This window comes from Paraburkholderia fungorum (assembly GCF_046027215.1).
Classification (GTDB): domain Bacteria; phylum Pseudomonadota; class Gammaproteobacteria; order Burkholderiales; family Burkholderiaceae; genus Paraburkholderia; species Paraburkholderia fungorum_D.
On sequence record NZ_JAQQEN010000001.1, the window covers coordinates 1,009,603 to 1,029,422 of the forward strand.

The window sequence follows — 19,820 nt, forward strand, 5'->3', positions numbered from 1 at the left end:
GCCCGCACGCAGGGCCAGACGGCCGGCTTTCGCGGGCGTAAGCAGAAAGCCGCCAGATGCGCCATGAGTGTTTTTGCTGAAGTGCTACAATACCGGCCTTTCCGGCGGGTGTTTCCGCCGGCCGGAGCCGGCCGCATTTTTTTCCCGTCCTGGTCGTACTGACGGGTTCCGTGCGGAACGCCGTGGCTCCGCCTTCATCCTGATGCCCTCTGCGGTTCCGACCGCTGCCGCGCGCACCCGCGCCAAGCGCATTTTTAGCGAAAGCCACCATGTCCGACACAGCCGTCACGCCCAGCACTGCGACTTTTGATCAATTCGGCCTCGCGCCCGACATCCTGAAAGCCGTCAAAGAATCGGGCTACACCATCCCTACGCCGATCCAGGAGCAGGCAATTCCTGTTGTGCTGGCCGGCCGTGACATGATGGGCGCCGCGCAGACCGGCACCGGCAAGACCGCGAGTTTTTCGCTGCCGATCATCCAGCGGCTGCTTCCGCAGGCCAGCACGAGCGCATCGCCCGCCCGCCATCCGGTGCGCGCGCTGATCCTCACGCCGACCCGTGAACTGGCCGACCAGGTCGCCGCGAACGTGCAGTCGTACGCGAAGCACACAGCGCTGCGCAGCGCGGTGGTGTTCGGCGGTGTCGACATGAATCCGCAGTCGGAGCAATTGCGCCGCGGTGTCGAAATTCTGATCGCCACGCCGGGCCGCCTGCTCGATCACGTGCAACAGAAAACGGCCAACCTCGGTCAGGTGCAGATCCTCGTGCTCGATGAAGCCGACCGGATGCTCGACATGGGCTTCCTGCCGGATTTGCAGCGCATCCTGAACCTGCTGCCAAAAGAACGTCAGACGCTGCTGTTTTCGGCCACGTTCTCGGGCGAAATCAAGAAACTGGCCGCCACGTATCTGCGCAATCCGCAGACGATCGAAGTCGCGCGCAGCAATTCGACTGCCACCAACGTGACGCAGATCGTTTATGAAGTAGCCGAGGGCGACAAGACCGGCGCGGTCGTTCAACTGATTCGTGAGCGCGGTCTCAAGCAGGTGATCGTGTTCTGCAACAGCAAGATCGGCGCGAGTCGTCTGGCGCGCAGTCTGGAACGCGACGGCGTGGTGGCCACCGCGATTCACGGTGATCGCACGCAGAATGAACGTATGCAGGCTTTGGATGCGTTCAAGCGTGGTGAGATCGAAGCGCTGGTGGCGACCGATGTCGCTGCGCGCGGGCTCGATATCGCCGAATTGCCGGCGGTGATCAATTTCGATCTGCCGTTTAACGCGGAAGATTATGTGCATCGGATTGGGCGCACTGGGCGTGCGGGGGCTTCCGGCGATGCGTTATCGTTGTGCAGCCCGAATGAGCGCAAGCAGCTTGCTGATATTGAAAAGCTGATCAAGCGGCCTTTGGATGTGCAACGGTTGACTGTTGATACGCCGGTTCGGCATCACCATGAAGAGCGTCCGCCGCGGCGTGAGCGCGTTGATGGCCGTGCAGAGGGGCGTGACGAGCGGGGCGGTCGCCGGCGTTCGGGGGCTTCGTCTTCGGGCTCGTTCGATCGGCCGCATCATCATCGGGCCCAGCCTGTGGATGATTTTTTCCTCAAGCCTTATGAGCCTTCGGCTGCTTCCATGCGGAAGGTTGAAGATGCGAGTAGTGGTGGGGGTGCTCCGCAGAAGTCGTCGTCTTCCAAACAGCCGTTGGCTGCGCTGTTGGGTGGGTTTGGGATGCCGCGGAAGGTTTCTTCGTCTTCTTCCTAAGGTTTTGGTTTTTTCGTTTTTCGTTTTTCGTTTTTGATTCTTGATTTGTTTGTGGTTTATTAGTGTTGCCCCTGTGCGGGGCGGCACCTACTTTTCTTTGCCCACCAAGTGGACTTCCTTCGGGGCGCCGCCGCAAAGAAAAGTAGGCAAAAGAAAGCGGCTCAAACCGCCAATTCTTAAGTGGGTCCGCGGCTTGGAGGGGATCTTGGCTCCGTAGAGATTGAGCCCGCGTACCCTTCCACGTGAGTGACCAGGCCGTCATGCCTCCCGCGGCGCTGCGCGCGCTGTCGCGGTACTTCATTAAACCAGCGGTCTGGTTGGTTGCCTGTTTTGGTTTTTTTTGCCTGGTGCTGCGGCTTGGTTTGTTGCCTGAGTTTTCTTCTTCGCTAGCGCCTTGTTCAAGCGTCTCGCCGTTTCTACCGCATCCCTATTCCTACCGCATCCCCATTCGCCTGGCCCATGCCGCCGTTGCGGTTGCGTAAAAGTCGTCCAGCGTTTTCTGTTTAACGTCGCCTATGTTAAGGCCCAGGTGGTGGGCCGCCGCAGTTAGTGCGTCCAGGGGGGTGTTCGCGTCCAGCGCGGTTGCGCCGTTCTGCTTGCTCAATTTCTCGCCATGGTCGTTTGTGACTACGGGGACATGCAAATACTCAGGCGTCGGTAGGTCCAGGCATCGCTGCAAATAAATCTGACGTGCGGTCGAGTCCATCAGGTCCGCGCCTCGCACAATGTGCGTGATCCCGGCGTCGGCGTCGTCAACCACCACCGCCAGTTGATATGCCCATTGGGCATCCGCGCGTTTCAGGACGAAGTCGCCCACTTCAGTGGCCAGGTTCTGCGTCTGCAGACGCTGCCAACGGTCCTGGAACGTGATCACGGCCGCCTCGCCGTCCGGTACGCGCAAACGCCATGCGCGCGCAGGCTTGCCGTGCAGGCCGCCGCGGCAGGTGCCAGGGTAGGCGAGCGTGGTGTTGCGCGCGTGCGTATTCAGGAGCGAATCGGCAATCTCCTTGCGCGTGCAGCCACACGGATAAACCAGGCCGTCAGCCTTTAACTGTTCCAGCGCATCTCGATAGCGCGCCATGCGCTCGCTTTGCCACACGGGCGGCTCGTCCGCACGCATACCAAAACGCTCAAGCGTCGAAAGAATGTCCTCGGCGGCGCCCGGGACCGTGCGCGGGCCATCGATGTCCTCAATACGCACAAGCCATGCGCCAGCATGCGCACGCGCATCCAGCCAGCTCGCGAGCGCGCTCACCAGCGAGCCAATATGCAATGGCCCCGTGGGTGACGGTGCGAAACGTCCGCGATAGTTCATGAGATTCGTCGGTAGGTTATTGACGGCAATCCGCGCGGTCTTGTCCACCCGCGCGACGGCAGTTGGTCGCATACCATTGCGTAGCCGTAGCCGTAGCCGTAGCCGTAGCCGTAGCCGTAGCCGTAGCCGTAGCCGTAGCCGTAGCCGTAGCCGTAGCCGTTTCCACGCCGATCGCGTTGCATGCCGTTGCAGCGCTCTGCGTGTCGGCCATTCGGTGTGCGCTCGGCCGCTATGGTGCGACGCCGGGCGCCGTCATCACGCGGCGTGCGCGGCCTTGCTGTCAGGGTGGCATTCAGGGCACGTCTTGCCTGCCACATACAGCGGCGATTGTTGCGCCCCCGGCATCACCACCGCGCGGCAGCCAAAGCATTGCACGGTCGTGGTCGGTTCCAGTTGCGGATTGAGCGCGGTGCGGTAGTCGAACACGAAGCAATCGCCGTGATAATGCGCGCCGCCCACTTCCTCGAAATACTTCAGGATGCCGCCCTCGAGCTGGTACACGTTTTCGATGCCGACTTCCTTCATATGGATCGCGGCCTTCTCGCAGCGAATCCCGCCCGTACAGAACGACACGACCGTCTTGCCTTCAAGATCAGCACGGTTCTGTTCGATCACCTCGGGAAACTCGCTGAATTTCGTAATGCGGTAGTCGAGCGCGTTCTCGAAGGTGCCCACGTCCACTTCGAATGCATTACGCGTGTCGAGCATCACGACCGGCCGGCCCGCGTCGTCATGGCCACGGTCGAGCCAGCCTTTCAGCGTGGGCGCGTCCACGAACGGCGCACGGCCCAGTTCGGGGCGGATGGCCGGCTTTTTCATTGTGATGATCTCGCGCTTGAGCTTGACCAGCATGCGGCGAAACGGCTGCTTTTCCGACAGGCTTTCCTTGAATTGCAGATTCGCGAACTTGCCTTCGAACAGCGCGTCGTGACGGATGTAGTGGATAAACGCGTCCGCGGCCTCGCGCGTACCGGCGACGAACAGGTTGACGCCTTCCGGCGCCAGCAGAATGGTGCCGCGCAAGCCGAGCGTATTGCAGCGCTCGGTGACAAGCGGGCGCCAGTCGGCGGTGTTTTCGATGGTCGCGAAATGATAGGCGGCGAGATTGACGATACTCATGAATTGTCCAGCGGTAAGAGGTGGCCGGCGGCGCGAAAAAGGGGCGCATTGATTCGCCCGCATTCGGACTCCATGCGGCGCGGCCACTTCGAATAGGCGAAACCCGTATTATCCCTCAAGCTGGCCATTCGCCCGACTCGGCCGAATGGCCAAGCCATTGCGGCAGCGCAAATGGCCTGCGAACTTGCGCCGGATTTGCCCCACATTCGCTTCGGGGCCGGGCGTTTTGGCGCGTGAGATATCGTGCCGCGTTGGCTGCGGTGGGTCCGTTCGAGCACGCAAGGTGTATCGCCCGCGTGCAGTCGCCGAGTCCCACAGCGGCCCGCAAAACACCGGTGCGTGGCGCTCGCGCGGCCAAGGCCTAAGCCGAACGGCTAACGCGCGGTTTTGGCCGGAAAACTCCGGAAGGGTGGAGTTACAATGTCGCCCATGTCAGATCCCCGCTTCGTTCATCTCCGTGTTCACTCCGAATTCTCGATTGCCGACGGCATCGTGCGTCTTGACGACGTCGTCAAGGCCGCTGCCAAAGACGGTCAGGGTGCGCTCGCCCTCACCGACCTCGGCAACGCGTTCGGCCTCGTCCGTTTTTACAAGGAAGCCCGTGGCAAAGGGGTCAAACCCATTGCCGGCTGCGACGTCTGGATCACCAATCCGGACGACCGCGACAAGCCCTCGCGTCTTCTGTTGCTGGTCAAAGACCGGCGTGGCTACCTGAATCTGTGCGAGCTGCTCAGCAAGGCCTCGCTCACAAATCAGTATCGCGGCCGCGCGGAAGTCGAGGCCGGCTGGCTCGAATCCGGTCTGGCTGAAGGTCTGCTCGCACTATCCGGTGCGCAGCAGGGCGATGTCGTGCTCGCGCTCGCCGCCGGCAACGAAGAGGCGGCCAGGCGCAACGCGCTGCGCTGGGCGAAGGTATTTCCGGGCGGCTTTTACATCGAATTGCAGCGCTGTGGCCAGCCGGGCGGCGAGCCGTATGTCCAGCAGGCGGTGGCGCTCGCGGCGTCGCTGAAATTGCCGGTCGTCGCCACGCACCCCATGCAGTTCATGACGCCGGACGATTTCACCGCGCACGAAGCGCGCGTGTGCATTTCCGAAGGCGACATTCTGGCGAATCCGCGCCGTTCCAAGCGTTTTACGTCCGAGCAGTACTTCCGAACGCAGGAAGAAATGGCCGCGTTGTTCGCGGACATTCCGTCGGCGCTCGCCAATACGGTTGAAATCGCCAAACGCTGCAATCTGACGCTCGAACTCGGCAAGCCGAAATTGCCGCTGTTCCCCACGCCAGACGGCATGTCGCTAGACGACTACCTGGTGCAGCTATCGAAAGAGGGGCTGGAGAAGCGCCTCGAACAGCTGTATCCAGTCGAGGCCGAACGCGACGCGCAGCGCGAAACGTACTACAAGCGCCTCGAATTCGAATGCGGCACGATCATCAAGATGGGCTTTCCGGGCTACTTCCTGATCGTTGCGGACTTCATCAACTGGGCGAAGAACAATGGCGTGCCGGTGGGACCGGGCCGGGGGTCGGGCGCGGGGTCGCTGGTCGCCTACGCGCTCGGCGTGACCGACCTCGATCCGCTGCGCTACAACCTGCTGTTCGAACGTTTCCTGAATCCGGAACGCGTGTCGATGCCCGACTTCGACATCGACTTCTGCCAGCACGGCCGTGACCGTGTGATTCAGTACGTGAAGGAAAAGTACGGCGCGGACGCCGTCTCGCAGATCGCCACCTTCGGCACGATGGCGGCGAAGGCGGCGGTGCGCGACATCGGCCGCGTGCTCGATCTCGGCTATATGTTCACGGACGGCATCGCGAAGCTGATTCCGTTCAAGCCAGGCAAGCACGTCACGATCGCGGACGCGATGAAGGAAGAGCCGCTGCTACAGGAGCGCTTCGACAATGAAGACGAAGTGCATCAGCTGCTCGAACTCGCGCAACGTGTGGAAGGCCTGACGCGTAACGTCGGCATGCACGCGGGCGGGGTGCTGATCGCGCCGGGCAAGCTGACCGATTTCTGCCCGCTCTACACGCAAGGCGACGAAAGCGGCGTCGTGAGCCAGTACGACAAAGACGACGTCGAAGCCGTCGGTCTTGTGAAGTTCGACTTTTTGGGTCTGACCACGCTGACGATCCTCGACTGGGCCGAGCGCTACATTCGCCGCCTCGATCCGTCGAAGAAAGACTGGTCGCTCGCGCAAGTGCCGCTCGACGATCCGGCATCGTTCTCGATCCTGAAGAAAGCGAATACGGTCGCCGTGTTCCAGCTGGAAAGCCGCGGCATGCAGGGCATGCTGAAAGACGCCCAGCCAGACCGTTTCGAGGACATCATCGCGCTGGTGGCGTTGTATCGTCCGGGCCCGATGGACCTGATCCCGAGCTTCTGTGCACGTAAGCACGGCCGCGAAGTGGTCGAGTATCCCGATCCGCGCGTCGAGCCCATCCTGAAAGAGACCTACGGCATCATGGTCTATCAGGAGCAGGTGATGCAGATGGCGCAGATCATCGGCGGCTACTCGCTTGGTGGCGCGGACTTGCTGCGTCGCGCGATGGGTAAGAAAAAGGCCGAGGAAATGGCCGAGCACCGCGCGTTGTTCCGCGAGGGTGCCGCGAAGAACGGCCTGACCGCCGAGAAAGCCGACGAAATCTTCGACTTGATGGAAAAGTTCGCGGGCTACGGCTTCAACAAGTCGCACGCCGCGGCCTATGCGTTGCTCGCGTATTTCACGGCGTGGCTGAAGGCGCACCATCCGGCCGAATTCATGGCGGCGAATATGTCGCTCGCCATGGACGATACCGACAAGGTCAAGATCCTGTTCGAAGATTGCCTGACGAACAAGATGGCCGTGCTGCCGCCGGACGTCAATCTGTCCGCCTATCGCTTCGAGCCGGTCGCCGAAGCGGATGGCAAGCGCTCGCGAACGATCCGCTACGGTCTGGGCGCGATCAAGGGCAGCGGGCAGAACGCGATCGAAGAAATTCTGCGCGCGCGCGAAGACGGTCCGTTTATCGACATCTTCGATTTCTGCAACCGGATCGACCGGCGTGTAGTGAACCGCCGCACGGTGGAGGCGCTGATCCGCGCCGGCGCCTTCGACACCCTGCATGCGAATCGCGCGCAATTGATCGCATCGGTGTCGCTGGCCATGGAAGCGGCGGAGCAGGCGAGCGCCAACGCCATGCAGGCAGGTCTGTTCGACATGGGCGACGCGCCGTCGCAAGGTCACGAACTGGTCGACGAGCCGGAATGGCCCGAGAAAAAGAAGTTGCAGGAAGAGAAGGCCGCGCTCGGTTTCTACCTGTCGGGGCACCTGTTCGATGCCTACAAGGACGAAGTGCGCCGCTTCGTGCGCCAGAAGATCGGCGAGCTGAAGGAAGGGCGTGACAAACTGGTCGCTGGCGTGATCGCGTCGCTGCGCACGCAGATGACCCAGCGCGGCAAGATGCTGATCGCGCTGTTGGACGATGGTACGGGCCAGTGCGAAGTCACCGTCTTCAACGAGACTTTCGAAGCGCACAAGCAGTTGTTCAAGGAAGACGAATTACTGGTCGTGCAAGGTCAGGCCCGTAACGACGCTTTCACGGGCGGCATCCGCTTCACCGTGGATACGGTCATGGATCTCGGCCGTGCGCGCTGCCGTTATGCGGAAGCCGTCAAGGTGCAGATGAACGGCAATGCGGACGCACTGGCGTTGCGCCGCGTGCTCGAAGCGCATAGCGCGGGTAAGGACGAGCCGCAAGCCGCGGCGGCACCGGCCGCTTCATCGCGCGGCGGCGGTGGCGGCGGTGGGCGCAGCGGTGGCTATGGCGGGGGCGACAACGGTCGTCAGCGTCAGGCCGTGCAGATTCCGAACGGGTTGGCCGTGCAGGTGGTCTACCGCAGCGAGAACGCACAAGGAGAAATGCGCCTGGGCGACGCATGGCGTGTGAAGCCGACCGACGAACTGCTCGCGGCCTTGCGCGGCGAATTCACGGGAAGCTCGATCGAAATCGTCTATTGAGGCTGCCGGCGGACTACCGCCGCGCCTTCTCTCCCAGCCGTGCCAGCTTCAGAAACCGGTAGTACACCGTTTCCGCATTGAACACCGCGATCATGAAGCCGGCGCGGCCGTCGAGAAATCCACGCCGCAAGACATAGGTCCGCACGAACGCCCAGGCGCCGCGGGCAAGTGCCTTGCCGAAGCTGCCGCGCTTGCCCGCCGCATGACGTTGCTGCGCGCCCGCCGTGGAGTAAGCGTCGAGCTTGCGCAATACGCCCTCGAAGTCTTCGTACGAGTAGTGCATCAGCTTGCCGGTCAGGCGCTGCGCCGGCGTGTCGAACACCAGGCGCTCGTGGACCAGGTCGTCGGAAAAGCGCGCCGCGCCACGTTTGAACAGGCGCGGAATCCAGTCCGGATACCAGCCGCTGTGATGAATCCAGTGGCCGCAAAAGCTCGACAGCCGGTCCACCGCGTACACCTCGGCAACGGGTGCGGTCAAGGCCTGGCGGATCGCTGCCGCCAGTTCTGGCGAGACGATCTCGTCGGCGTCGATCGAGAGAACCCAGGTCGTGGTCAGCGCATCCACGGCGCGATTTTTTTGCGGACCGAAGCCTGGCCAATCGGTCTGCTCCAGCACGCGGGCGCCGTGCGCGCGGGCGATCCCGGCGGTGCCGTCGGTACTGCCGCCGTCGATCACGACAATCTGATCGGCGAAGGCCACCGCTTGCAGGCATTCAGCCAGTCGCGCCGCCGCGTTTTTGGTGATGATGGCGACGCCGAGGGTGGTTTCTTGCATACCTGAATTGCGTGGAGGGACAGAGTGACGGAATGGGTCGCGCAAGTATACACAGCACACGCGCTCGCCTGCGCTTCGCCATGCCCGAGCGTTTACAATGCTGTCTTTGATATTCCGCGCGGCAGACATTCCGTCCAAGGCGCATATGCCGTCCCGCATTCCCAGAGGATTCCTTGAGCGCGAAGCCAACGTTAAGCAAACCCATCGGTTCAGGTGAGGCGTCCTCGCCTACCGTCCTCCTGCGGCGCTTGTGGCCGTACGTCAAGCCGCTCCTGTGGGTGCTGATCGGTGCGATCGCTGCGATGGCCGTGAGCGCCGGTACTGACGCGGCCATCCCCGCGCTGCTCAAACCGCTTCTGGACAAGGGCTTCGGCGCGCATGCCAGTGACAACGCCAAGTGGTTTGTGCCGGTCGCGGTGATCGGCCTGGCGTTGATCCGCGGCGTGTCGCAATACGCCTCCGGCTATCTGCTCGCGTATGTGTCGAACAAGATCCTGCTCGAACTGCGCCTGAAGATGTTCGACCGGATGATCCACACGAGCGTCGCGTTTTTCCAGCGCGAAACCGCGAGCACGGTGATCAACGCGATCGTCTTCGAGGTGAACCAGATTCTCAACGTGCTGCTAAGCGTGCTGGTCACGCTGGTGCGCGATTCGCTGACGGTACTGTTTATGCTCGGCTACCTGTTCTATCTGAACTGGCGCCTGACGCTGATCGTCGCGGTGCTGCTGCCGGGGATCGGCTGGCTGGTCGGCAAGATCAACCGCCGTCTGCGGCGCCTGAATCGCGAGCATCAGCTGCTGACCAACGAACTGTCGTACATCGTCGAAGAAACGGTGGGCGGTTACAAGGTCGTCAAGGTACACAACGGCGAGCAGTACGAGATCGATCGTTTCACGTCGATGAGCCGCCGTCTGCGCGGTTACGCGATGCGGATGACCGTCTCCGGCGGCCTCGCGCAGCCGTTGACGCAGTTCCTGGCGTCGATCGCGCTCGCGGTGGTGATTACGATCGCGGTGGTGCAGTCGTCGTCGGACCAGACCACGGTGGGCGGCTTCGTCGCATTCGTCACCGCGATGCTGCTGATCATCTCGCCGCTGAAGCACCTGATGGACGTGAACCAGCCGCTGCAACGCGGCATGACCGCGGCCGAACTGATCTTCGGTCTGATCGACGAGCCGTCCGAGCCGGCCGGCGGCGGCAAGTCGCTCGAGCGCGCCCAAGGTGAAGTGGAATTCCGCGACGTGTCGTTCGTGTACGGCAGCAACGCCACCCAAAACCGCCACACGCTCGATCACGTGTCGTTCAAGGTGGCGCCGGGCGAAATGGTCGCGCTGGCCGGTCCCTCGGGCAGCGGCAAGACCACGCTGGTGAATCTGCTGCCGCGCTTTTTCGATCCGACCGGCGGCCAGATTCTGGTCGATGGCGTCGCATTGCCCGAATACGGCCTGCACGCGCTGCGCAGCCAGATCGCGATGGTGAGCCAGGACGTGGTGCTGTTCAACGACACCGTGGCGAACAACGTCGCGTACGGCCAGACGGCCGATCCGGACAAGGTCAAGGCGGCGCTGCGCGCGGCCAATCTGTGGGACACCGTCGAGGCGATGCCCAACGGGATCGAGACGCTGGTCGGCGACAACGGCATGATGCTCTCGGGCGGGCAGCGGCAGCGTCTGGCAATCGCGCGCGCGATCTACAAGGACGCGCCGATTCTCATCCTCGACGAAGCCACGTCGGCGCTCGATTCGGAGTCCGAGCGCCATGTGCAGGCCGCACTGGAAACCTTGATGAAGGGCCGCACGACGCTCGTGATCGCGCACCGTCTGTCGACCATCGAGCGCGCGGACCGGATTCTGGTCATGGAAGCAGGGCGGATCGTCGAGCGGGGCAGTCATCGTGAACTGCTCACGCAAAACGGGCTGTACGCCCACTTGCATCGCATCCAGTTCCAGCAGAACGCGGCGTGAACCGCGCGGGCATCGGCGACACACGCTCCAATGCCCCGGTTTTCCATTGCGACAGCGGGCCGCGAATCGTTGCCGCAGGACGGGGTCGTGCGTGCCGCCTGATTAAACGGATAAGAACGGGAACCCGGTACAATGGAGCCGCCACTGTATCCGGATGCGCGCGCCAGTCGTTGCGCTGACCGGTCAAATTCCAGAGACATGTCGACGCCCGCCAAAAATTCTTCCCTGAGCGTCAACCTACGAAGCCTGCTGCCAGCGTCACTCCTGCTTACGTACCTGTCGGCTACCTTGCTGACACACGGTGCCGGGAGCGCGTTGTCGATCGCAGCCGCGGTTATGTCGCTTGCATTGCCGGCCTTGCCGAAAGCCCGGCCTGGCTTGTCGTCGCTCCAGTTGGACCGTGCCGATATCGCGCGGTCGTCTTCAATGAATTACCTTGCCACCTCATGTTCAGTATCCTGATTCCGAGCTGGAATAACCTGCCGTATCTGAAGCTGTGTATCGACAGCATTCGCCGCCATTCGGCGTTCGACCACGAGATCATCGTGCACGTCAACGAAGGCAGCGACGGCACGCTCGAATGGGTGCGCTCGGAAGGCATCCGCCATACGCGCAGCGAAGGCAATGTCGGCGTCTGTCTGGCGCTGAACGATGTTGCACGGCTGGCCACGCGCGACTGGATCCTGTTCCTGAACGACGACATGTTCTGCACGCCGGGCTGGGATCTCGCATTCGAGGCCAGCCTGCGCACGCTCGGCCATTCTTCGGCATATCTGTCTTCGGTGCTGATCGAGCCGATCGATACCGGCAATGGGAATGTCATCGCCGCCAATTTTGGCACCGGGCCGGACAATTTCGACGAAGCGCGGCTGCTTGCCTACACAGCGAACATGAAGTCGGCCGATCGCCACGGCGTCGCCTTGCAGCCGATGCTCGTCAGCCGTCAACTGTGGCACGCGGTGGGCGGCTACAGCATCGAGTTCGGCCCCGGCATGAGTAGCGACGACGACTTCCTGATGAAGTTATGGCTGGTCGGCTGCCGCGTGTTTCGGTCGGTCGGTGCGAGCCGCATCTATCACTTTGGCTGCAAATCGACCGGCCGCATCCGCCGCAACCGTGGAGGCCGCGAGTTTCTGATGAAGTGGGGCATTTCGCAGCGCGACTTCACGCGCGACTATATCCGGCAGACGGCTTCCGCCGCGCCGGGCACGCTGCCCAATGTTCCGCGCGCGCCCTTCATAAGCCGCTTCAAGCGCGCGCTCCATGCACTCGGCCGGTATCCGTTCGAGGACCTCGAAGGCTGGGAGCCGGATCTTCCGGCAAAGCTCACCTTGATGACGCCGTTCGACGACAAGCCCGACGGCAATTGATCCAGACCGCTGCCGGTCAGGCTCGCTCTGCTTACCGGGTAACCACCACGGAATTCACATTCGATGTTCTCAATCATCATCCCGACCTGGAACAACCTGCCTTACCTGCGGCTCGTGATCGACAGCCTGCGGCGCCATTCGACGCACGCGCATCAGATCATCGTGCACGTCAACGACGGCTCGGACGGCTCGCTCGCCTGGGTCCGCGACGAAGGCATTGAACACACCGCGTCGCCGGGCAACATCGGCATCTGTCACGCGGTCAATCTGGCGGCGGCGCGCGCCACGCATGATTTCATCGTCTACATGAACGACGACATGTACTGTTGCCCCGGCTGGGACGATGCGCTCGTCAAGCGCCTCGCGCAGATGCCGGCCGACAACCTGTTCATGCTGTCGGGCACGATGATCGAACCGGTGGACAGCGGCAACCCGTGCGTGGTCGTGCAGAATTTCGGCCGCGAGGTCGAGAATTTCCGCGCCGACGAACTGGTGGCCGCCACGCCCAAACTCGTGCGTGCCGACTGGCGCGGCGCCACATGGCCGCCCACGCTCGTGCACCGCGACTGGTGGCATAAGGTGGGGGGCTACAGCAGCGAATTGAGCCCCGGGATGAGCAGCGACAACGATTTCTCGATGAAACTGTGGGACGCGGGGTGCCGGGTGTTTCTCGGCGTCGGCGACAGTCTCGTGTATCACTTCCAGCAGAAGAGCACCGGCAAGGTCGTCAAGAACGACGGACGCCGCCAGTTTCTGAACAAGTGGGGCATGACTCAAGCCACTTTCGATCGCTACTACCTGCGGCGCGGCACGCCGGTCGACGGCGGCCAGGCTGTGAGCGACCCCGAGCAGACCGGCCGCTTGCGGCGCGCGCTGCTCAAGTCACGCATCAAGCGCGCGTTCAGTTGACACCAGAGACGCGCGCGAGTGGATACGCGTGCGTCACACGCCGCCCGTCACCAGTGGCAGCACGGACAAGTCGGGATGCGTGCCTTCAATAATGCTGCGCCCTACGTGCACCCCTTCATACAGCGCTTCGTCGTGACCGGCGAAGCTCTCTTCGCCGTCCGCGTGAAATGGTACGGAATGCCCGGGAATCGTCGGGTCGGCGCCCGGATGACAGACGTAACCGACATACGTGTAGCGGTTATCGGCCACCGCCGGTGGATTCGCTGCGTCGGGCGGGTTCTTGGGGAACGGCGCCACGTGAATTTCAAAACCCTCGTATTCCACCGTCTGCCAGGGGGCGGTTTCATCGGACATGGCCGGCTCCGTTTTATGTCGCGCGTCTCCCAAAAAGTCTAGGTGATTTCGGCGCCAAGCGGGCTCGAAGACGGATGCGGCAAAACCACTATGACTTGATCGCGCCGAGTTGCTTGAGCAGCGTCAGGTTGTCTTCGAGGTGCCAGTTTTCGACGATCCGGCCATCCTTTACGCGATAGAGATCGAAGGCCTGAAAGTCGACCGTCTGGCCCGCGCCTTTGAGATTCTGGAACTGCCCAGTGAAGTGTCCGTAGAAATGCAGATGCACCGAGGCGCGATCGCCGGCTACTACGAGGTCGTCGATCTCGGCGTGCAGGTCGGGTACGGCCGCGCGAAAGCCTTTCGACGCCTGCAGCGGACCATTGGGGCCTTGCGGGCGTCCGTCCGGCAAGGTGCGGTCGATAAAATCCGGCGACAGCGCGAGCTTCGCGTAGATTTCGTCGCCGGTATTCCAGAACGCGGCGTAGCGGCGCGCAGTCAGCACGACGGCGGCGCTTTTTGCCGAACTCGAGTCGACGGCGATGTGGTGCGGAACGGGCAAGCTGTCCGCGCTGGCAGCGTGGGCGCCCGCTGCGCCGGCGAGGGCGGCGGCAATCAGTGCGTGACGGGCGATGGTGGACAGGGTGGATCGCGTGGTGGACATGGCTGGCTCAGAGAAGTGGTGAGTGGATGAGGTGCATTCTCTGGCTAATCGCCGGATTTGATAATCGGTCTCCTGTTTAAAGGATTTTCATTTTTAATTTGAAAATACGTGACGCGGCGCGGCGCAATCGGCAACCGGGTAAAGCGGGCCGAGCGGACGTGTGAGCTCCGCCGTCATATAGAATGACGCGCTTTGCCCGTACACGACATCGCCCATGTGGTTCAAAAACCTTCAGCTTCACCGCCTTCCCGCTCCGTGGTCCGTCACCCCTGAACAAATGGAGAAGTGGCTTGCGCCGCACGCGTTCGCGCCCGGCAATAGCGTCGAGATGCAAAGCCACGGTTGGGCGTCACCGCGCGACAACGAGTCGCTGGTGTACTCGCTCAATCGCCAGATGTTGCTGGTGTTTCGCGCCGAAAAGAAACTGCTGCCGGCTTCGGTCGTCACCCAGGTGACCAAGGCGCGCGCGCTCGAACTCGAAGAGCAGCAGGGCTTCAAACCCGGCCGCAAGCAGATGCGCGAACTCAAGGAGCAGGTCACCGACGAACTGCTGCCCCGCGCGTTCAGCATCCGCCGCGATACGCGCGTGTGGATCGACACGGTGAACGGCTGGCTCGTGATCGACGCGGCATCGCAAGCGGTGGCCGACGAGGTGCGCGGCCTGCTGGTCAAATCCATCGATCAACTGCCGCTCGGCTCCGTGCGCGTCACGCAGTCGCCGGTCGCGGCGATGACCGAATGGCTGCTTTCCGGCGAAGGCCCTGCCGGCTTCACGCTCGACCAGGACACCGAATTGCGCTCGCCGGCGGAAGGCAACGCGACGGTGCGCTACGTCGGCCATGCTTTGGACGCCGAAGATATGCGCCGTCATATCGAAGCCGGCAAGCAGTGCATGCGGCTCGCGATGACGTGGAACGACCGCGTGTCGTTCGTGCTGACGCCTTCGTTGACGATCAAGCGTATCGTGCCGCTCGACGTCATCAAGGAGGCGGGCGATCCCACCGCGCAAAACGACGACGAGCGCTTCGACTCCGACGTCACGCTCATGACGGCCGAGCTCGACCGCATGCTGAGCGATCTGCTCGACGTGCTCGGCGGCGAGCAGGGCGGCGAGGCGATGCCGCAAGCCGCGGCTGCCTGAGCGGGCTTTCCCGTCGACGTGAGGCGCGCCGAGCGAGGCGGACCGCGTGCCGCCGCGCACGCCGAATCTGTATAAGATTGTGATCGGATGGCCCCATCAATCACGGAGGGCTTGCGATGGTTCGTCTGGTCATGATCCTGCTGGGTGTCGACTATCTGCGCACACGCTGGCGCTCGTTGCAACTGGTCGGCTGGGCGAGCCTGGTGCTAGGCGTGGTGGTGTTCATCGACGCGCTCGATAGCGCGCTCTATTTCCCGATCACGCCGTTTGTCCTGTTGCTGCTGCTCGAAGGCCTCGCCACACTCGCGGTCGCATGGACCGGCATGGGCGGGCAACGCACGCTGCGCTATGTGAAGGGTTTCGCATTCTGCTTTGCGGCGTTGCTGATTCTCGTCGGGCATCAGCACGGCAATTTCATTCTGTCGATGATCTTCGGCACGTTGTTTCTGGCTGACGGCCTGCTGCAGATCGTCTCCGCGAAGGTGGTGCGCTACCGGACGTGGCGTCTTGCGATGATCGGCGGCGGCCTCGAAATCGCCCTCGCCATTTTCTTTTATCAACCGTATCCGACGCACTATGTGGGCACCGTGCCGTACTGTCTCGGCCTTGGTCTGATATTTGGCGGCTGGAACATGCTCTTGCTGAGCATGCGCGTGCGGCGTCTGGCGTCGAACCCCGCCGTTGCTTCGGCCGATGAAGCGGTGGGAGTGGCGAATTCCGCCTCGAGCGAGGCGACGCCTCGGCGGGCATCGGTACGCGAATGGGACGGCCCGCCCGCCGCGGATGAGGCCGCGTTGACCGTGCATGTCTGGACGCCGGTCGGTTCGGCGAGAGGCGAGGCGCGTCGGCAGTTGATCGTCGATCGCTATATTGCTGCGGTGGATCGCAACGGGGTGATTTCGACTGGGCACGCCGCGCTCGAATCGCCTGAGGGTGTTTATATCAGCCTGTATCCGGGTGTGGAGATCGATCGTTCGCCCGACGATTTTGCGCGGCTCCTGCGCGCCACGCGCGAGAACGACGTGCCCGGTCTGTTCCAGCCGGACTACGCGACCGAATCGAAAGCGTGGTGTCCGTCGACCGTCCAGGTGCGCATCCGCAACTACGATCCGGCGCGCCTGCGCCGCTTCTGGGATACCTATCGACAGGACACGACCTACAACCTCACGTATCGCAACTGTTCGAGCACGGTGTCGCGTGCACTGGAAGCGGCGATCGAAGGCGCATCGGCGCGCGTATGGGGGCGCCTTGGCGGCTGGCGGCCGTTTCTGCGCGTGATCACGACACCGGAACTGTGGGTGGCCGCGCAACTGCGCAAACGCGCCGCGACGATGGCGTGGACACCGGGCCTCACGCTTGACTATGCCCGCGCGCTCAGCATGCTGGCCGACCCGCGGCCGTCGGGCTGGGTCAAGATGGCACGGCTCGCCGTGCGCAGAATGATGCGCTCGCGTCAGCAGTGGCGCGAAGAAGCGCGCGGCGCGCCGGCTGAATCAGCCGCAGGGCGTGGTGGCGTGGAGGGCACCGTGCGTGAGTAGCGCACGGGTTGTGAGCGGATCTGGCGCGGTGCCTGCCCAATCTCGACGTGACGGTAAAAACGCTAGATGCATCAATGGTTTGCGGATTTTGCCGGACAGTTATGCACAGGCTTCTGAACAGATTCTGTTGATAACTCCGCGCGCAAAGCGCCGCGGCGAAATGAGTGATTTCAATCAATATGGCGGGTGTATGCTCAAAGCGAAGCATGTCGGCGAGAGCGCTCAACCACGCCGAACCTTGAGCGTGGCTCATTAGCATCACACCGCGTCGGGCGCTGACTATTTGCGGCCGCAGTGGTATCACCCGCTTGAACGTGATGGTCACCACGAACCCATTTGCAACGAAGGGCTGGCCACATGACTGAGCCGCAGCGTTTCACGGTACATCACGTCAGTGTCTACCGCTACTCGGAACCGGTGCGCTTCGGCGAACACCGGATGATGTTCCGTCCGCGCGCGAGCCACGATTTGCGTCTTGTCACAAACCAGTTGGTGATTACGCCGACGCCGTCGCGGCTGCATTGGCTGCACGACGTGTTCGACAACTCGGTTGCGGTCGCCAGTTTCGAGGGCGTGGCGCGCGAATTGCGCTTCGACAGTGAGGCGACGCTGGAGCATTTCGAAACGCCCATGCCCGACTACGCGCTCGAACCGTACGCGGTGAACTGGCCGTTTGCGTACACCAACGAGGAGGCTTCCGATCTCGTGAACGCGCGCAGCCGCCAGTATCCGGACAGCGAAGTGGATGCGTGGGCACGCCGTTTCGTGCCGGGACTCGCGAGTGCCGGCGCGGGCGCAAAGCCTGGCAGCGGCGGCACGATGGCGCTGTTGAGAGCAATGACGCTCGAGATCAAGAACACTTTCGCCTATACGCGTCGCACGGAGAAGGGCGTGAACCGTCCCGGCGACACCTTGCGCAGCCGCCGCGGCAGTTGCCGCGATTTCGCGGTGCTGATGATGGATGCGGTGCGCTCGCTCGGCCTCGCGGCACGTTTTGTGAGCGGCTACATCTTCGTGCCGGACCATGACGCGACGCAGGGTGGCGGTTCGACTCATGCTTGGCTGCAGATTTATTTGCCGGGCGCCGGGTGGGTCGATTTTGATCCGACCAATAGCATCGTCGGCAATCGCCATCTGATCCGGGTGGCGGTAGCGTGGAATTACTACCAGGCGTTGCCGTTGTGGGGCACATGGCACGGCGCGCCGCATTCGTTTCGCGGCTTGCAGGTGGATGTGAGCGTGACGGAAGGTGGATGACGGTGTGCGTGGAGTGTTGGGTTGGCTGTAATGATCGGGCGGGTTGGCAGGGAGTGCTAAGTGAGAGTGCTAACTGCGGGTGCTAACTGAAGGTGCTAACCGAGGGTGTTGATCGGGCGCGTCGATTTTACGTTTTCAACTGGAAGAGGGCGCCGCGATGAAACTGCGCGTGGGTTACGAGTTGGTTTACAAGTGCGTGCAACCGACGCCGATGATGCTGATGTTGAACACGCACTTTTCGCATGCGAAAGAGGTGTTGATTCCGGACTTGCTGTCGGTTAATCCGCCTGTGCCGATCAACCAGTACCGGGACGGCTTCGGCAATCTGTGCAGCCGGATTGTGGCGCCGCAGGGGCTGATTGCGTTATCTACGAGTGCCGTGCTCGAGGTGTCGTCCGAACCGGAGATGCGGCCGCCCTTTACCGAGCAGCATCCGGTGGAGGCGTTGCCTGACGATACGCTGGTGTTTCTGCTGGGCAGTCGTTATTGCGAGACTGATTTGTTATCCGAATTTGCCTGGCAGACGTTTGGCAAGTTGCCGCTTGGGCGTGTGCGCGTGGAGGCGATTTGCGATTACGTGCACAGGCATATTGTGTTTGGCTACGATTTTGCGCGGCCGACCAAGACCGCGTGGCAGGCGTGGCAGGAGAGGAAAGGTGTGTGCCGGGATTTCGCGCATCTGGCGGTGACATTATGCCGGGCGATGAATATACCGGCGCGGTATTGCACGGGATATATCAGCGATGTCGGGTTGCCGCCGCCGTATGCGGCGATGGATTTTGCTGCGTGGTTTGAGGCTTATATCGGGGGATGTTGGCAGACCTTCGACCCGCGGAATAATGCGCCCCGGACGGGGCGGGTGTTGATGGCGCGGGGGAGGGATGCCGCGGATGTGGCGATTAGTAATGCGTTTGGGGCGACTGAGTTGGTGAAGTTCGCGGTTGTTTGTGAAGCCGTATAAGGGTTCCGCGTAGCGGTGGGTGGTTTTTTTTGCCTTTGGCGGCGGCATTGTTCTTGTGCGTACGGCGTTGGCCTTTCCTTGATTTGTTATTGGTCTATTAGCTTCGCCCCTGTGCGGGGCAGGCACCTACTTTTCTTTGCCGGCCGCAAAGAAAAGTAGGCAAAAGAAAGCGGCTCAAACCGCTAATTTTTAAGTGGGTCCCCTGGCTTGGAGGGGCTGGTGGTGCGATTAACGGATCACACCTCGGTCCATTAGCGCCCGTGACACAGCCGTCATCCGCTCCCACTCCGCACTACGTGCGTCGCGGACGGGTCTGCCAGGGATACCGGGCGCTTCGTTTGCGCGCGGTGGGCGCCATCGGCTTCGCCTCGGCGAGGCGCCGAAAACACCAATCGGACTGGTTTTGTGAAGTACCGCCTCGGCGCGCGCAGCGTCGCCGGAAGCATGACGGCCTGGTCACTCACGAGAGCAGGTGCGCAGGCCCGATCTCTACGGAGCCACTACACCCTCCAAGCCAGGGGAGCCACTTAAGAATTGGCGGTGTGAGCCGCTTTCTTTTGCCTACTTTTCTTTGCGGCCGGCAAAGAAAAGTAGGTGCCCCCCCGCACAGGGGGAACGCTAATAAACCAATAAGAATAGAAACACCCAACGCCGCAGGCACGACCACAAAAAATGCCACCGCAAAAGGCAAACAACACCAAAAGCAAAACAA

The 19,820-nt window shown here is 62.3% G+C and carries 14 protein-coding genes; 9 read left to right on the forward strand and 5 right to left on the reverse strand.

The window, feature by feature from the left end:
• Positions 1–269: 269 nt before the first annotated feature.
• Complete coding sequence (locus PQR27_RS04535; protein WP_408522532.1) at positions 270–1,760, forward strand: DEAD/DEAH box helicase; 1,491 nt, start codon at positions 270–272, stop codon at positions 1,758–1,760.
• 433 nt (positions 1,761–2,193) lie between these two features.
• On the opposite strand, the gene gluQRS is transcribed toward PQR27_RS04535, so the two are convergent.
• Positions 2,194–3,075: a tRNA glutamyl-Q(34) synthetase GluQRS gene (gene gluQRS / locus PQR27_RS04540; RefSeq protein ID WP_408525402.1), complete on the reverse strand. Its 882-nt coding sequence runs from the start codon at positions 3,073–3,075 to the stop codon at positions 2,194–2,196.
• Positions 3,076–3,330: 255 nt separating this feature from the next.
• Complete coding sequence (locus tag PQR27_RS04545) at positions 3,331–4,194, reverse strand: sulfurtransferase (RefSeq protein ID WP_408522533.1); 864 nt, start codon at positions 4,192–4,194, stop codon at positions 3,331–3,333.
• Positions 4,195–4,614: 420 nt separating this feature from the next.
• Between PQR27_RS04545 and dnaE the strand changes: the two genes are divergently transcribed.
• Positions 4,615–8,193 (forward strand): DNA polymerase III subunit alpha, encoded by a 3,579-nt coding sequence (dnaE, locus tag PQR27_RS04550; protein WP_408522534.1) that lies wholly within the window; start codon positions 4,615–4,617, stop codon positions 8,191–8,193.
• Between the two features lie 13 nt (positions 8,194–8,206).
• Here dnaE and PQR27_RS04555 read toward each other — a convergent pair whose 3' ends face one another.
• Positions 8,207–8,968 (reverse strand): glycosyltransferase family 2 protein, encoded by a 762-nt coding sequence (locus PQR27_RS04555; RefSeq protein WP_408522535.1) that lies wholly within the window; start codon positions 8,966–8,968, stop codon positions 8,207–8,209.
• Positions 8,969–9,141: 173 nt separating this feature from the next.
• On the opposite strand from PQR27_RS04555, the gene msbA reads away from it, so the two are divergent.
• The 3 genes from msbA to PQR27_RS04570 all read left to right on the forward strand — a co-directional run bounded on the left by msbA (position 9,142) and on the right by PQR27_RS04570 (position 13,214).
• Positions 9,142–10,935, forward strand: a complete 1,794-nt coding sequence (msbA, locus tag PQR27_RS04560) for a lipid A export permease/ATP-binding protein MsbA (protein ID WP_408522536.1) — start codon at positions 9,142–9,144, stop codon at positions 10,933–10,935.
• 446 nt (positions 10,936–11,381) lie between these two features.
• A complete protein-coding gene (locus tag PQR27_RS04565; protein ID WP_408522537.1) occupies positions 11,382–12,305 on the forward strand; it encodes a glycosyltransferase family 2 protein in 924 nt (307 codons plus the stop codon).
• Positions 12,306–12,368: 63 nt separating this feature from the next.
• Positions 12,369–13,214: a glycosyltransferase family 2 protein gene (locus tag PQR27_RS04570; protein WP_408522538.1), complete on the forward strand. Its 846-nt coding sequence runs from the start codon at positions 12,369–12,371 to the stop codon at positions 13,212–13,214.
• 33 nt (positions 13,215–13,247) lie between these two features.
• Here the strand turns inward: PQR27_RS04570 and PQR27_RS04575 are convergent, their stop codons facing one another.
• Positions 13,248–13,568, reverse strand: a complete 321-nt coding sequence (locus PQR27_RS04575) for a hypothetical protein (RefSeq protein ID WP_408522539.1) — start codon at positions 13,566–13,568, stop codon at positions 13,248–13,250.
• Between the two features lie 88 nt (positions 13,569–13,656).
• Positions 13,657–14,211: an ester cyclase gene (locus tag PQR27_RS04580; protein ID WP_408522540.1), complete on the reverse strand. Its 555-nt coding sequence runs from the start codon at positions 14,209–14,211 to the stop codon at positions 13,657–13,659.
• A gap of 214 nt (positions 14,212–14,425) precedes the next feature.
• Here PQR27_RS04580 and PQR27_RS04585 point away from each other — a divergent pair, with 214 nt between their 5' ends.
• The 4 genes from PQR27_RS04585 to PQR27_RS04600 all read left to right on the forward strand — a co-directional run bounded on the left by PQR27_RS04585 (position 14,426) and on the right by PQR27_RS04600 (position 19,108).
• Complete coding sequence (locus PQR27_RS04585) at positions 14,426–15,352, forward strand: recombination-associated protein RdgC (RefSeq protein WP_408522541.1); 927 nt, start codon at positions 14,426–14,428, stop codon at positions 15,350–15,352.
• 116 nt (positions 15,353–15,468) lie between these two features.
• Complete coding sequence (locus PQR27_RS04590) at positions 15,469–16,890, forward strand: HdeD family acid-resistance protein (protein WP_408522542.1); 1,422 nt, start codon at positions 15,469–15,471, stop codon at positions 16,888–16,890.
• A 357-nt stretch (positions 16,891–17,247) separates the two neighbouring features.
• A complete protein-coding gene (locus PQR27_RS04595; protein ID WP_408522543.1) occupies positions 17,248–18,147 on the forward strand; it encodes a transglutaminase family protein in 900 nt (299 codons plus the stop codon).
• Between the two features lie 157 nt (positions 18,148–18,304).
• Complete coding sequence (locus PQR27_RS04600) at positions 18,305–19,108, forward strand: transglutaminase-like domain-containing protein (protein WP_408522544.1); 804 nt, start codon at positions 18,305–18,307, stop codon at positions 19,106–19,108.
• The last annotated feature ends 712 nt before the right edge of the window (positions 19,109–19,820 follow it).

Bases quoted from the DNA above. Each gene is read 5' to 3' on its own strand.
- PQR27_RS04535 (WP_408522532.1), top strand. From the start codon at position 270: ATGTCCGACACAGCCGTCACGCCCAGCACTGCGACTTTTGATCAATTC.
- gluQRS (WP_408525402.1), bottom strand. From the start codon at position 3,075: ATGAACTATCGCGGACGTTTCGCACCGTCACCCACGGGGCCATTGCAT.
- PQR27_RS04545 (WP_408522533.1), bottom strand. From the start codon at position 4,194: ATGAGTATCGTCAATCTCGCCGCCTATCATTTCGCGACCATCGAAAAC.
- dnaE (WP_408522534.1), top strand. From the start codon at position 4,615: ATGTCGCCCATGTCAGATCCCCGCTTCGTTCATCTCCGTGTTCACTCC.
- PQR27_RS04555 (WP_408522535.1), bottom strand. From the start codon at position 8,968: ATGCAAGAAACCACCCTCGGCGTCGCCATCATCACCAAAAACGCGGCG.
- PQR27_RS04565 (WP_408522537.1), top strand. From the start codon at position 11,382: ATGTTCAGTATCCTGATTCCGAGCTGGAATAACCTGCCGTATCTGAAG.
- PQR27_RS04570 (WP_408522538.1), top strand. From the start codon at position 12,369: ATGTTCTCAATCATCATCCCGACCTGGAACAACCTGCCTTACCTGCGG.
- PQR27_RS04575 (WP_408522539.1), bottom strand. From the start codon at position 13,568: ATGTCCGATGAAACCGCCCCCTGGCAGACGGTGGAATACGAGGGTTTT.
- PQR27_RS04580 (WP_408522540.1), bottom strand. From the start codon at position 14,211: ATGTCCACCACGCGATCCACCCTGTCCACCATCGCCCGTCACGCACTG.
- PQR27_RS04585 (WP_408522541.1), top strand. From the start codon at position 14,426: ATGTGGTTCAAAAACCTTCAGCTTCACCGCCTTCCCGCTCCGTGGTCC.
- PQR27_RS04590 (WP_408522542.1), top strand. From the start codon at position 15,469: ATGGTTCGTCTGGTCATGATCCTGCTGGGTGTCGACTATCTGCGCACA.
- PQR27_RS04595 (WP_408522543.1), top strand. From the start codon at position 17,248: ATGACTGAGCCGCAGCGTTTCACGGTACATCACGTCAGTGTCTACCGC.
- PQR27_RS04600 (WP_408522544.1), top strand. From the start codon at position 18,305: ATGAAACTGCGCGTGGGTTACGAGTTGGTTTACAAGTGCGTGCAACCG.